This window comes from Polaromonas sp. UBA4122, assembly GCA_002381615.1.
Classification (GTDB): domain Bacteria; phylum Pseudomonadota; class Gammaproteobacteria; order Burkholderiales; family Burkholderiaceae_C; genus Polaromonas.
Genome location: DFWY01000024.1, coordinates 6,101 through 19,463 on the forward strand (window position 1 = coordinate 6,101; position 13,363 = coordinate 19,463).

Here is a 13,363-nt window from a genome sequence, read left to right on the forward strand (position 1 = left end):
GGGGGGCAGCGCATTACACGAAGTGAAAAGTGTGGGGGCCATATTCAGTGCCTCACATCCAGTGTGATTTCCGTGAAGGATGGCTCGTTATCCAGGTCCTCTTCAGGCTCCTGCCCTTTGGCTTCGACCACCGCAAAATCGTTTTCAAGTCGCCACATCAGGTTGGTTGGCGAGTCGGCAGACAGAAGGCCTTCCTTGCGCGTCACGGTGCCTCGCACAATCAGCTTGGCGAGGTCCTGCTCAAACGTTTGCGAGCCTTCGGCCATGGATTTTTCCATGGCTTCCTTCACGCCCGAGAAATCGCCTTTTTCAATCAGCTCGGACACCAGCTTGGTGTTGAGCATGACTTCCACTGCCGGGGTGCGGCTGCCGTCCTGCGTGCGCAGCAAGCGCTGCGACACAATGGCCTTGAGGGCCGCAGCCAGGTCACCCAGCATGGTGTTGCGCACTTCCACCGGGTAAAAGCTCAGAATGCGGTTCAGCGCCTGGTAGCTGTTGTTGGCATGCATGGTGGCCAGGCATAGATGGCCCGACTGCGCGTAGGCGATGGCGGCCGACATGGTTTCGCGGTCGCGGATCTCGCCAATCATGATCACGTCGGGCGCTTGGCGTAGCGCGTTTTTCAGCGCCACCTGGAGTGACTGCGTATCGATGCCGACTTCGCGCTGGTTGACCACCGATTTCTTGTTGGTGAACAAAAACTCGACCGGATCTTCGATGGTGAGGATGTGGCCCCGCGTGGTTTCGTTGCGGTGGTCCAGCATGGCGGCCAGCGTGGTGCTCTTGCCCGCGCCGGTGGCGCCTACCATCAGCAGCAGGCCGCGCTTTTCCATGACCAGGTCCGCCAGGATGGGCGGCACGTTCAGGCTGTCCAGTGGTGGAATTTCGTTCGGAATGTAGCGGATCACCGCTGCATAGGTGCTGCGCTGTCTGAAGCCGCTGATGCGGAAGTTGCCCACGCCGGCAACAGCCAGGGCCATGTTGAGCTCGCCCATTTCTTCGAGCTCTTCAATCCGCTCGGGCGGCAGCACTTCGGCCAGCAGGTTGCGCGGGGCGTCCGGCGGCAGAATCTGCGCGTTGATGGGAATGGTCTGGCCGTTGATTTTGATCATGGCGGGCGAGTGGGCTGACAGATAAACGTCTGACGCCTTTTTTTCAGCCATCAAATGCAGAATTCTTTCCATCGTGCTCATTCTTCAGCCTTCCTGAATGGAGATTCCGTCGCCGCTACGCTGCCGCAAGGCGACTGCGGTTCCTGGGGAATGCAGCGCCGTAAGCGAAGCGACAAGCGTGGGGGTTAGCGGCCGCAGCGCCGGGCCGCCCCAAGCAAGGCCAGCCCCCTCGGGGGGCAGCGCATTACACGCAGTGAAAAGCGTGGGGGCCATATGTTCAGTCGCGCAGCAAATCGTTCAGGCTGGTCGTGGCACGCGTTTTGGCGTCCACCCGCTTGACGATCACCGCGCAGTACAGGCTGTACTTGCCGTTGGCTTTGGGTAAATTGCCAGACACCACGACGGAGCCCGCCGGAATGCGGCCGTAGCTCACGGTGTCCGCTTCGCGGTCATAAATTGGCGTGCTCTGGCCGATGTACACGCCCATGGAAAGCACCGAGTTTTCTTCGACGATGACGCCTTCAACCACTTCGGAACGTGCGCCGATAAAGCAGTTGTCTTCAATGATGGTGGGGTTGGCCTGCATCGGCTCCAGCACGCCACCAATGCCCACGCCGCCAGAAAGGTGCACGTTTTTGCCGATCTGGGCGCACGAGCCCACGGCGGCCCAGGTGTCCACCATCGTGCCTTCGTCCACATAGGCCCCGATGTTGACGTAGCTGGGCATCAAAATCGCGCCCTTGGCGATGAAGCTGCCGCGGCGCGCCACTGCAGGAGGCACCACGCGCACGCCGGTGGCGCGCATTTCCTCTTCGCTCAGGTGCCCGAACTTGGTTTGGACTTTGTCGAAAAAGCCCAGGTCGCCAGCCCGCATGAACTCGTTGTCTTTGAGGCGAAAGCTCAGCAGCACCGCTTTTTTGAGCCACTGGTGCGTCGTCCACTGGCCCACGCTTTCGCGGGTGGCTACGCGCAATTTGCCGGTATTGAGTTGGTCAATGGTGTGCTCAACCGCATCCAGAACCTCTTTAGGCGCAGAGGTGGGCGACAGGTCGGCGCGGTTTTCCCAGGCTGCATTGATGGTGCTTTGGAGGTTATCTTGAGTCATGTGATGAATTTTCAGTGAACTTTGGATTGAATGAATTGAACGATGCGCTCCGCCGCTTCCACGCATTCAGCGGTCTCTGCCACCAGCGCCATGCGGACTCTTCCTGCCCCCGGATTGCTGCCCTGGGCGTCACGCGCCAGGTAACTGCCCGGCAACACCACGACATTGTAAAGAGCGAGCAACTCGCGCGAAAACGCGGTGTCCGAGCCCTTGAATATTTCAGGAATTCCGGCCCATAAATAAAAGCCGGCGTCGGGCAGGGCCACATCCATCACCGGAGCCAGCAAGGGCATGACTTGGGCAAATTTTTCACGGTACAGGGCGCGGTTCTCCACCACATGCTGCTCGTCGTTCCAGGCCGCGATGCTGGCGGCTTGCACCACCGGGCTCATGGCGCTGCCGTGGTAGGTGCGGTACAGCAAAAAGGGCTTGATCAGGGCCGCATCACCCGCCGCAAAACCGCTGCGCAGGCCGGGCACACTGCTGCGCTTGGACAGGCTGGTCAGCGAAATCAGGTTTTTGAAGTCGTGCCGGCCCAACTGGGCTGCGGCCTGCAGTCCGCCCAGGGGCGCTTCGTCACGGAAATAAATCTCGCTGTAGCACTCGTCGGAGGCAATGACAAAGCCGTACTGGTCACTGAGCTTGAACAGCAACTCCCATTCGCCAAGCGACATCACGGCACCCGTGGGGTTGCCCGGTGAGCAGACAAATATCAGCTGGGTATTGGCCCACACGGATTGGGGCACGCCGGCCCAGTCCACCGCAAAATTGCGCGCCGGGTCGCTGGGGGCAAACCAGGGTTGCGCGCCGCCCAGCAGCGCGGCACCTTCGTAGATTTGATAAAAAGGGTTGGGGCAGACCACGGTGGCGCCCGGTTTGCTGGGGTCGAGCACGGTCTGCGCCAGTGAAAAAAGCGCTTCGCGCGAGCCGTTGACCGGCAGGATTTGCGTGGCCGGATCAACCTTGAGGCCATAGCGGCGCGCCAGCCAGTCGCTCATGGCCAGTCGCAACCGGGGCTCGCCCATCGTGGCGGGGTAGCTTGCCAAGCCGGCCAGGCTGGCGGTCAGCGCATCTTTAATCAGCTGAGGCGTGGCGTGCCGTGGCTCGCCAATGCCCAAACTGATAGGTTGGTAGGCGGGATTGGGGGTGATGTCAGCGTGCAGTTGGCGCAGCCGCTCAAAAGGATAAGGCTGAAGGCGGGAAAGCAGGGGATTCATACCCGGATTATCCAGCCTCTGCGCCGGGTCTGCTCGTGGGCGTGAGTTTGGCAGGCTCGTCATGGTCACTATGTGCTATAAAAATAATAGCTGCTTGTGCCCATTCCTATTGGGATAGATGCCAATTTTATGCTTATTTTTAGTCCAGATACCTCCTTGTAGGTCGGTAAATAGCCACCACCAGATCGGCGGCTTTGCACCGCGCGAAGCAAGCTGTTTCACTGACAGTCGAGGCAAGGCCTTTTCCCCTACAAAAAAATCGCCCCGCGCTCGGGTAACATGGCAGGCTGTGCATTGCTGAAAGTGGTGCCCGCAAGCGTCAGCGCCTCACCACGGCGCTATACAGGGTTATAAGAATCAATGAGTTGGCTTCAGCCTCAAGAAAACAGGGACAGCTTTGCGTCTCAATTCGATCAAGTTATCAGGGTTTAAATCGTTCGCGGAGCCCACCAATTTCGTACTGCCGGGGCAACTGGTCGGCGTGGTGGGGCCCAACGGTTGCGGCAAGTCCAACATCATGGACGCGGTGCGCTGGGTGCTGGGTGAGAGCAAAGCGTCCGAGTTGCGCGGCGAGTCGATGCAGGACGTTATTTTCAGTGGCACGACCACCCGTAAGGCGGCTAGCCGCGCCAGCGTGGAGCTGGTGTTTGACAATGTCGATCACCGTGCCGGGGGCCAGTGGGGCCAGTTTGCCGAGATTGCCGTCAAGCGCGTGCTGACGCGCGACGGCACCTCAAGCTACTACATCAACAACCAGCCGGTGCGCCGCCGCGACGTGCAGGACGTGTTCCTCGGCACCGGCCTGGGGCCGCGCGCCTACGCCATCATTGGCCAGGGCACCATCAGCCGCATCATTGAGTCCAAGCCCGAAGAGTTGCGCCTGTTCCTGGAAGAAGCCGCCGGGGTCTCCAAGTACAAGGAGCGCCGCCGCGAGACGGCCAACCGGCTGTCGGGCACCCGCGAGAACCTGACCCGCGTGGAAGACATCCTGCGCGAGCTCAATACCAACCTCGACCGCCTGGAGAAGCAGGCCGAAGTGGCTTTGCGCTACAACACGCTGCAGGCGAGCGGCACCCTCAAGCAGCATCAACTGTGGTTTTTAAAGCGTGGCGAGAGCCAAGCCGACCAGGCCAAGGTCAAGGCAGATGCTGAAAAAGCGGTGAACGATCTGGAAAGCCGTGTCGCTGACCTGCGCCACATCGAAGCCGATCTGGAAACCATTCGGCAGGCGCACTATACGGCGGGCGACCAGGTCAATCAGGCCCAGGGCAAGCTCTATGAGGCCAGCGCCGAAGTGGGGCGACTGGAAACTGAAATCCGTTTTGTGGTGGATGGCCGCCTGCGCGTGGAGCAGCGCCTGGTCCAACTCAGGGAGCAGACTGCGCAGTGGGCCACGCGCAAGGAACACGCAGCTGTCGAGACGGAAAACCTGGCTACGCAAGCTATTGAAGCCGAAGAAAAGGCCGAGCTGCTGGCAGCACAAACCGAGGAGCAACTGACCCAGTTGCCGGCACTCGAAGAAGCGCTGCGCCAGGCGCAGGGCAAAGCCAACGAGCAGCGCGCCAGCGTGGGCCAAGTCCAGCAGCAGATTCAGGTGCTGGCCGCCGACCAGCGCCATATTGAAGAGCAGTCGCGCACGCTGGGCTTGCGTCAAGAGCGGCTGACAGCGGACCGCAACGCGCTCAACGCGCCCGACGAAGCGCGTCTGGTCAATCTTTCCGCACAGTTTGCCAGCGCACAGGAAGCGCAAACGGTGGCGGAGGCCCGCCTGCACGAACTGACGGAAATCGTGCCGCAGCTCGACGACGAACGGCGCACGCTGCAGCAAACCGTCAATACCGAGTCGGCCAAACGGGCTGGCTTGTCCGCCCGCATGGAGGCACTCAAAGCCCTGCAGGAAAAAGTCAAAACCGACGGCAAGCTCAAGCCCTGGCTGGTCAGGCATGGCCTCGACAGCCTGCAAGGCCTGTGGAGCCGCATCCACATTGAGCAAGGCTGGGAAAATGCCCTGGAAGCAGCGTTGCGCGAGCGCCTGGGTGCGCTCGAAGTCAGCCGTCTGGACATGGTGCGCGGTTTTGCCGGCACCGATGGCCAGGGCACGCCGCCAGCCAAGCTGTCGTTTTACACGGCGCCCCATGCTGCGGCGCCCGGCCGTTCCAACCCATCGCTCCCTCTCAAACCCCTGGCGGACCTGCTTCGCCTGAACGATGCCGGTCAGGCGGCCTTGCTGGGCGACTGGCTGCACGGCTGTTACACCGCACAGAGCCTGGACGACGCCCTGGCCGCCAGAGACAAGCTGCAGGCCGGTGAAGTGATTTATGTCATGAGCGGCCACGCCGTGACGCAGTACAGCGTGAGTTTTTATGCGCAGGATTCCGAGCAGGCCGGTCTGCTGGCCAGAGCCCAGGAAATTGAAAACCTGGAGAAGAGTTCCAAGGCCCAGGCTCTGATCAGCGACGAAGCCCGGTCCGCGCTGGTCCGCGCTGAAGCCGCCTATGTGGACGCCGCCCAGCGCCTGGCCACGGCCCGCCGCGAAGCCGCCGAAGGCCAGAGCCGTTCCCACGAGCTGCAGGTTGAAGTGCTGCGCTTGAGCCAGCTGGCCGCGCAGACCCGCGCACGCAGCGAACAGATTCAGGCCGACATGGCTGAAATCGAAGCCCAGCTTGATGAGCTGCAGGAGCGCAAGGTCACCGCCGAGGCCCGCTTTGAAGAACTCGACATGCAGCTGGCCGACAGCCAGGAACGCCATGCGCAGTTGGATGACCGGGTGATTGAAACCGAGCGCCGCTTGAGCGAGTCGCGCGAACAGCAGCGCACCCTGGAGCGCCAGGCGCAGGAAGCGCAGTTTGCGCTGCGCAGCCTGGCCTCGCGCCGCGAAGAACTGGCCCGCTCCATGACCATGGCCGCCCAGCAGGCCGCGACGGTCGCGTCGGAAGAAGCGCGCGCACGCGACGAACTTTCTCGCCTGAACGATGCCGCTGCACAGGGCGGCTTGCAAAGCGCGCTGGCCGCCAAGCTGGAGCGCGAAGCCGACTTGGGTGCCAAGCGCAGCCAGTACGACGACCTGACCAACAAGCTGCGTGCCAGCGACGAAAGGCGACTTTCCCTTGAGCGCGAGCTTGACCCGTTGCGCCAGCGCATCACCGAGTTCCAGCTCAAGGAACAGGCCGCGCGCTTGGGGCTGGAGCAATACGCCCAGTTGCTGACTGATGCACAGGCGGATCTGGCCGCTGTTGAGCTGTCCCTTCAAACCGGCAACGTGCGCTTGGCCGGCTTGCAGGGCGAGATTGACCGCATCAACCGCGAAATCCAGTCGCTGGGCGCCGTCAATCTGGCCGCGCTGGATGAGCTGAGTACCGCCCGCGAACGCAAGCAGTTCCTGGATGCGCAGTCCGCCGACTTGAACGAAGCCATGGCGACACTGGAAGATGCAATCAAGAAGATCGACATGGAAACGCGCGATTTGCTGGCCAGCACCTTCGAGGCGGTCAACGGGCATTTCGGCCGCATGTTCCCTGAGCTGTTTGGCGGCGGCAACGCCAGGCTCATGATGACGGGCGAAGAAATCCTTGATGCCGGTGTTCAGGTGATGGCGCAGCCGCCCGGCAAGAAAAACCAGACGATTCACCTGCTCTCGGGCGGTGAAAAAGCGCTGACGGCAATTGCGCTGGTGTTTGCGATCTTCCAGCTCAATCCCGCACCGTTCTGTTTGCTGGACGAGGTGGACGCGCCGCTGGACGATGCCAACACCGAGCGCTACGCCAAACTGGTGGCCAGCATGAGCCGCGAAACCCAGTTCCTGTTCATCAGTCACAACAAGATTGCCATGGAAATGGCCGAGCAGCTGATCGGCGTGACCATGCAGGAACAGGGCGTCTCGCGCATTGTGGCGGTAGACATGGAAGCAGCCCTCGGTTTTGCCGAGGTAGCATGACAAGCATGAGTACACTCCAGATCAGTTTGGCGGTAGTGGGTGGCTTGGTGCTGGCGGGCGTGGTGGCCCACAGTGCCTGGTCGTCACGCAGAAGCCTGCCCAAACAGGCCACACCTAAAGTCCCTTCCGTGCAGGAGGCCGCGCAGAACGATGGGAATAATCAGTCGCCCAGTCAGGCAGAGGGGCTTGACGAGCTGGCGAACCGGCAGGAGCCCAGCTTTGACACCGACTCCGCCCTGTCCTCATTGGCCAAGCTCACAGCGCCGGAAAAAAAGCCGGGCCTGGACATCCTGATCGACGCCATGGCGACCGTGGTGCTGGAATCTGTGGTCTCGGGCGAAGCCGCGCTGGCGGCCATGCCCAGCACGAGCCGGGCCGGCAGCAAGCCGTTTGGTGTCGAGGGCTTGAGTGCGGCCACTGGCGAATGGGAGTTCCCCGCCGCAGGCCATCGCTACAGTGCATTCCAGTGCGGGGTGCAGCTGGCCAATCGAACCGGTGCCCTGAATCAGATCGAATACTCGGAATTTGTCATGAAGGCGCAGGCCTTTGCCGACGCCATTGGCGGTGAGCCGGAGTTTCCGGAAATGCTCGATGAAGTCGCGCGTGCCCGTGAGCTGGACCAGTTTGCCAGCGGACACGACGCCCAGTTGAGCTTCACCCTGCGCGCCATCCACACCGCCTGGAGCCCCGGTTATGTGCAGCAAAGCGCGGCCATGCTTGGTTTTGTCGCCGGCTTGATCCCGGGCCGCATGGTACTGCCGGCCAGCCAGCCGGGCCAGGCCCCTATTCTTGGTCTGGCATTTGACACACAGGCTGCGATGGCTGAAGACCCAGAACAAACTGCGCTGCGAGAACTCACCCTGTCACTGGACGTGCCGCAGGTGCTGCGCTCCGAGCAGCCTTTTGCGCGCATGTGTGAGGCAGCCATTGCATTGGCCGCCAACATGGACGGCGTGATCATCGATGACAACGGCAACCTCATCAGGCCCGAAGCCATGGAGGCGATCCACGCGGATCTTGAGCACCTCTATGATCTGCTGGATGGACGCGATTTGTCGGCGGGCTCGGTGCTGGGCCGACGCGTGTTTTCCTGATTTCCCTGCAGCCCATGACCACCCTTGACATGTTTGGGCAGCCTTCCGGGCCGCCAGCCTCGCAGCACGCTTCCGCGGCCAAGCGCGTAGCGGCCTTGCGCGCAGAGCTTGGTGCCCATGCTCACCGCTACTACGTGCTCGATGAGCCGACAATTCCAGACAGTGAGTACGACAGGCTGTTCAGGGAGCTGCAGGACCTGGAAGCGGCTCACCCGGAACTGGTGACTGTGGACTCGCCGACGCAGCGGGTAGGCGGCAAGCCGCTGGACCACTTTGCCAGCGTGCGCCACAAAGTGCCTATGCTTAGCATTCGCACCGAAACTGACACCGAGGCCACCGGCGCACAAAATTTTGACACCCGCGTGCGCAAGGAACTGGGTTTGGCGGATTCTGATCCACCGGTCGAGTACGTGGTCGAACTCAAGTTTGACGGCCTGGCCATGAGCTTGCGCTATGAGCATGGCGTGTTGGTGCAGGCTGCCACGCGCGGCGACGGCGAGGTGGGTGAAGACGTCACGCAGAACATCCGCACCATCAACCAGATTCCACTGAAGCTTCCTGCCGACGCTCCTGATGTGATGGAAGTGCGCGGCGAGGTCTACATACGCCGTGCCGACTTTGAAGCCTTGAATGAGCGGCAGCGGGAAAAGATTGCGCAAGGGGCCAAAGGTGAAAAAACTTTCGTGAACCCGCGCAATGCAGCCGCGGGCGGTGTACGCCAGCTGGACCCGGCTATCGCGGCCCAGCGGCGCCTGAGCTTTTTTGCCTACGGAGTGGGCGACATCACACCCTCTGAACAGGGGGGGCCGGTGTTCGACACCCACTTCCAGCTACTGCTGACCCTGAAATCATGGGGTTTTCCGGTCGCAGCCCAGACGCAGCTGGCGCAAGGCGCTACGGAATTAATAGCGTTTCACCAGGCAATAGGACAGCAGCGCGACAGCCTGCCGTACGACATTGATGGCGTGGTGTACAAGGTCAACAGCCTCGCGCTGCAAAGACAACTGGGTTTTGTCACACGCGAGCCGCGCTGGGCGGTGGCGCACAAATACCCGGCCCAGGAGCAGCTGACGACCGTGGTGGGCATTGAGGTACAGGTGGGCCGCACCGGCAAACTCACGCCGGTGGCCAAGCTGGCGCCGGTGTTCGTCGGCGGCGTTACGGTGACCAATGCCACCTTGCACAACGAAGACGAAGCGCGCCGCAAGGATGTGCGCGTGGGCGATACGGTGATCGTGCGCCGCGCCGGTGATGTCATTCCCGAAGTGGTGAGTGTCCTGCCCGGCAAGCGCTTGCACGATGCGCAGATTTTCACAATGCCGCGCACTTGCCCGGTGTGCGGCTCGGCAGCCGTGCGCGAAGAAGGCGAAGCCGACTACCGCTGCACCGGTGGCCTGTTCTGCGCGGCCCAGCGCAAGGAAGCTATCCTGCACTATGCGCACCGCCGCGCCGTGGAAGTTGAAGGCCTGGGCGACAAACTGGTGGAGCAACTGGTGGACGCGAATGTGATTCGAGTCTTGCCCGATATTTACAAGCTGGGCCTGACCGCGCTCGCCAGCCTGGACCGCATGGCGGAAAAGTCGGCCAACAACCTGATTGAAGCGCTGGAAAAATCAAAGCAGACGACGCTGCCGCGCTTTCTGTTTGGCCTCGGCATTCGCCATGTGGGTGAAGCCACCGCCAAAGCGCTGGCACGCCATTTCGCCAAACTCGATGCCATCATGGATGCCACGGAAGAGCAGTTGCTCGAGGTCGGCGACGTCGGCCCTGTCGTCGCCCAAAGCATACGTACCTTCTTCGACCAGCCACACAACCGGGAAGTGGTCGAGCAACTGCGCGCTTGCGGCGTGACCTGGGAGGAGGGCGAGCCTGCCGCCGTGGCGCCTAAGCCGCTTTCAGGCAAGACTTTTGTGATTACCGGCACCCTGCCCAGTTTGAGCCGGGATGAAGCCAAGGACCTGATTGAAGCTGCAGGTGGAAAAGTGGCCGGCTCGGTCAGCAAAAAGACCAACTACGTGGTAGCGGGCTCCGAGGCAGGCAGCAAACTGGTCAAGGCCCAAGAGTTGGGTGTTGCAGTCATTGATGAAGCCGTTTTATTGACTCTGCTAAGCCGGTAAACTGCGGGTATGAATCGTCAAACGGCACTCAGGCTTCTCGCCGAACACAAGTCTTATCTGGTTAGCCAATTCGGTGTGGCCAAACTTGCCTTGTTCGGTTCAACAGCGCGAGATTCAGCTACGGAACGAAGTGACGTGGATGTCCTCGTCGCATTTGATGGCCCTGCGACGTCTGCCCGCTATTTCGGTGTGCAGTTTTACCTTGAAGACCTGTTGGGATGCCCGGTTGATCTGGTGACCGACAAAGCGCTTCGCCCGGAGCTTCGGCCATTTATCGAACAGGAAGCCGTGCATGTCTGACGCAACTCCGAACCGCGAATGGCGCTTTTATCTGGACGACATGATCGGTTTTTGTGAGCGGGTGCGGGCCTTCACCAGCGGGCTTGACCAGAGCCGATTTGTCAATGATGTTATGCGGTTTGATGCCACGGTTCGGAATATCGAATTGATTGGCGAATCCGCCACCCATATTCCCGAGCAGATACGCTCGTCGTCGCCGACCATCCCTTGGCGGATGGTCATTGCGACACGCAATCAACTGATCCACGGCTATTTGGGTATCGACAATGAGACCCTTTGGAGCATTGTGGAAACCGATATCCCAGCACTACTGATCAGCCTGCGGGATTTGAAAGCAAAGTTATCTGAATGACCCAGGTCCGATGAAAAAGCAGCATGTCCTTGATGAGATTGGTCGAACCGCCGTTCTAAACGACGGTATTGTTCTCGGACGAGAGCGTTTTTTCCAGGAAACCGGGATCAAGGAACGCGACTGGTTCGGGAAATTCTGGGCACGGTGGGGCGACGCAGTAAAGGAGGCTGGTTTCGTTCCAAACAAACTTAATGCCCCCTTGGAAGAAACGGCACTGCTCGAAAGTTACATTGCACTCATCCGCGAGCTTGGTTACCTACCGGTCGTTTCAGAGCTAAAACTAAAGGCCAGGCAGACGTCCGGATTCCCGAGTCACAACACGTTTCGCAAGTTCGGGAACAAAGCCCAACAGATCAAGAAACTCATCGAGTATTGCGAGAACAAACCGAGTTACGCAGATGTCCTGGAGATTGCGCGGGCCTCGGAGCCCGCGGATGCTGAGGTGCCTGCAGACGCGAACTCACGGGACGAGACGATTGGTTTCGTTTATCTATTAAAGGCGAATCGTTACTTCAAAATCGGCCGTAGCAATTCGTTCGAACGCCGGTCCCGGGAACTCGCGATTCAACTCCCTGAAAGGGCGGAAACGGCTCACGTAATCCGAACGGACGAGCCGATCGGAATCGAGCTGTACTGGCATCGTCGCTTCGAGTCGAAGCGAAAGAACGGCGAGTGGTTCGAGTTGAACACCCAGGATGTCAAGGTGTTCAAGCATAGGAAGTTTATGTGATGACACATGGACTTTTGTTTCAACGGACGTTATACGAATGACAATTCGCGAAATTCTTAAAATGGGCGATGCGCGGTTATTGCGCGTTGCCCAGCCCGTCACGGAATTTGACACGGACGAGCTGCACCGGCTGATTTCAGATATGTTTGACACCCTGCAGGCGGCGAACGGCGCAGGCCTGGCTGCGCCGCAGATTGGCGTGGATGTGCAGTTGGTCATTTTTGGTACCAACCAGATCAACCCGCGCTACCCCGATGCTCCGCTGGTGCCGCGTACCGTGTTGCTGAACCCCTTGATCACGCCCTTGAGACCGGACGAAGAGAACGACTGGGAAGGTTGCCTCTCTGTGCCCGGTCTGCGCGGTGTTGTGCCGCGGTTTTCGCATATCCGCTACACCGGCTTTGACCAATATGGCGATGCGATTGACTGCACGGTGGAGGGTTTTCACGCCCGCGTGGTGCAGCATGAATACGACCATCTGATCGGCAAGCTCTACCCCATGCGGATCCGGGACTTCACGCAGTTTGGCTACACAGAGGTACTTTTTCCGGGACTGGATGCATCGGCCGATGACTGACTGGTTTGGAGGACCGTTTTGAACCAGAGGCGTACACTGGTTTCGGCAGTTTTGCCTGGTTTGAGCGTGTTGTACGCAGGAAGTTTTCCGAATGTCACAGGCTCCCGCTGTCGGGCTGGCGAAGACCGTTACGTCTGCCCCTTCAGTGCCATATCAACTGAAGTTTGAAACGGTCAGCGGCAGTGGCGACGATCTGCAATTGCGCTCCCTGCTGGATCGGCAGCAATTTCACGATCCCCTGGGCGAGGCAGAGCGGGAGGGCATTTCTTCATCGGCTTGGCCGATCTTTGGCCTGCTGTGGCCGTCCAGCCGGGTGCTGGCCCATGTCATGCTGACGTTTGAACTCGATGGCAAGCGCATTCTGGAACTGGGCTGTGGCCTGGCGCTGGCCAGTCTGGTCATTCATCGGCGCGGCGGCGACATCACAGCCAGCGACTGTCATCCGCTGGCGGCTGATTTCTTGCTGGAGAACCTCAAACTCAACCGGCTCCCCGCCATGAAATACCAGACCGGCAACTGGTCACGCAGCAACCCGCTCCTGGCCCGGTTTGACCTGATTATTGGCAGTGACGTGTTGTATGACCGCGGTCAGCCGGAGCTGCTGTCGCAATTCATAGACCTGCACGCGCAGCCGGATGCGGAGGTGCTGATCGTTGACCCCGACCGTGGCAACCGGGTCAGCTTCAGCCGGAAAATGGATTTATTGGGCTATTCACACACCGAGACACCTATTTCCACACTTCCCGGCTCAGGCGGCAAGTACAAAGGGCGATTACTGAAATACCTGAAGACCTCAGCGCACTGAAAGGCGCAAAGGCAAAGGGG

Annotated in this window: 11 protein-coding genes; 8 read left to right on the top strand and 3 right to left on the bottom strand. The window is 60.4% G+C overall.

Annotation, left to right across the window (positions count from 1 at the left end; translation table 11 throughout):
* Positions 1–44 precede the first annotated feature (44 nt).
* The 3 genes from B3F77_RS03165 to dapC form a co-directional block, all read right to left on the bottom strand.
* Positions 45–1,193: a PilT/PilU family type 4a pilus ATPase gene (locus B3F77_RS03165; RefSeq protein WP_293603549.1), complete on the bottom strand. Its 1,149-nt coding sequence runs from the start codon at positions 1,191–1,193 to the stop codon at positions 45–47.
* 196 nt (positions 1,194–1,389) lie between these two features.
* Positions 1,390–2,217 carry a 2,3,4,5-tetrahydropyridine-2,6-dicarboxylate N-succinyltransferase gene (dapD, locus tag B3F77_RS03170; RefSeq protein WP_293603550.1) on the bottom strand — a complete coding sequence of 276 codons (828 nt, stop codon included), beginning with the start codon at positions 2,215–2,217 and terminating at the stop codon, positions 1,390–1,392.
* 11 nt (positions 2,218–2,228) lie between these two features.
* On the bottom strand, positions 2,229–3,434 hold the full coding sequence (gene dapC / locus B3F77_RS03175) for a succinyldiaminopimelate transaminase (RefSeq protein WP_293603551.1): 1,206 nt from the start codon (positions 3,432–3,434) through the stop codon (positions 2,229–2,231).
* A gap of 397 nt (positions 3,435–3,831) precedes the next feature.
* Here dapC and smc point away from each other — a divergent pair, with 397 nt between their 5' ends.
* The 8 genes from smc to B3F77_RS03215 all read left to right on the top strand — a co-directional run bounded on the left by smc (position 3,832) and on the right by B3F77_RS03215 (position 13,343).
* Positions 3,832–7,368, top strand: coding sequence for a chromosome segregation protein SMC (smc, locus tag B3F77_RS03180; RefSeq protein WP_293603552.1), 3,537 nt, complete (start codon positions 3,832–3,834; stop codon positions 7,366–7,368).
* A gap of 5 nt (positions 7,369–7,373) precedes the next feature.
* Complete coding sequence (locus tag B3F77_RS03185; RefSeq protein ID WP_293603553.1) at positions 7,374–8,462, top strand: cell division protein ZipA C-terminal FtsZ-binding domain-containing protein; 1,089 nt, start codon at positions 7,374–7,376, stop codon at positions 8,460–8,462.
* Between the two features lie 14 nt (positions 8,463–8,476).
* Positions 8,477–10,579: an NAD-dependent DNA ligase LigA gene (gene ligA / locus B3F77_RS03190; RefSeq protein ID WP_293603554.1), complete on the top strand. Its 2,103-nt coding sequence runs from the start codon at positions 8,477–8,479 to the stop codon at positions 10,577–10,579.
* Between the two features lie 9 nt (positions 10,580–10,588).
* Positions 10,589–10,879, top strand: a complete 291-nt coding sequence (locus B3F77_RS03195; protein WP_293603555.1) for a nucleotidyltransferase family protein — start codon at positions 10,589–10,591, stop codon at positions 10,877–10,879.
* Positions 10,872–11,231: a DUF86 domain-containing protein gene (locus tag B3F77_RS03200; RefSeq protein ID WP_293603556.1), complete on the top strand. Its 360-nt coding sequence runs from the start codon at positions 10,872–10,874 to the stop codon at positions 11,229–11,231. The genes B3F77_RS03195 and B3F77_RS03200 overlap by 8 nt, the downstream gene beginning before the upstream one ends.
* A 10-nt stretch (positions 11,232–11,241) precedes the next feature.
* A complete protein-coding gene (locus B3F77_RS03205) occupies positions 11,242–11,961 on the top strand; it encodes a GIY-YIG nuclease family protein (RefSeq protein WP_293603557.1) in 720 nt (239 codons plus the stop codon).
* Between the two features lie 37 nt (positions 11,962–11,998).
* A complete protein-coding gene (def, locus tag B3F77_RS03210; RefSeq protein WP_293603558.1) occupies positions 11,999–12,538 on the top strand; it encodes a peptide deformylase in 540 nt (179 codons plus the stop codon).
* Between the two features lie 91 nt (positions 12,539–12,629).
* Positions 12,630–13,343 (top strand): class I SAM-dependent methyltransferase, encoded by a 714-nt coding sequence (locus B3F77_RS03215; RefSeq protein ID WP_293603559.1) that lies wholly within the window; start codon positions 12,630–12,632, stop codon positions 13,341–13,343.
* Positions 13,344–13,363 lie beyond the last annotated feature (20 nt).

Coding starts and splice junctions, on each gene's coding strand:
- B3F77_RS03165 (WP_293603549.1), bottom strand. CDS start 1,193: ATGAGCACGATGGAAAGAATTCTGCATTTGATGGCTGAAAAAAAGGCG.
- dapD (WP_293603550.1), bottom strand. CDS start 2,217: ATGACTCAAGATAACCTCCAAAGCACCATCAATGCAGCCTGGGAAAAC.
- dapC (WP_293603551.1), bottom strand. CDS start 3,434: ATGAATCCCCTGCTTTCCCGCCTTCAGCCTTATCCTTTTGAGCGGCTG.
- B3F77_RS03185 (WP_293603553.1), top strand. CDS start 7,374: ATGAGTACACTCCAGATCAGTTTGGCGGTAGTGGGTGGCTTGGTGCTG.
- ligA (WP_293603554.1), top strand. CDS start 8,477: ATGACCACCCTTGACATGTTTGGGCAGCCTTCCGGGCCGCCAGCCTCG.
- B3F77_RS03195 (WP_293603555.1), top strand. CDS start 10,589: ATGAATCGTCAAACGGCACTCAGGCTTCTCGCCGAACACAAGTCTTAT.
- B3F77_RS03200 (WP_293603556.1), top strand. CDS start 10,872: ATGTCTGACGCAACTCCGAACCGCGAATGGCGCTTTTATCTGGACGAC.
- B3F77_RS03205 (WP_293603557.1), top strand. CDS start 11,242: ATGAAAAAGCAGCATGTCCTTGATGAGATTGGTCGAACCGCCGTTCTA.
- def (WP_293603558.1), top strand. CDS start 11,999: ATGACAATTCGCGAAATTCTTAAAATGGGCGATGCGCGGTTATTGCGC.
- B3F77_RS03215 (WP_293603559.1), top strand. CDS start 12,630: ATGTCACAGGCTCCCGCTGTCGGGCTGGCGAAGACCGTTACGTCTGCC.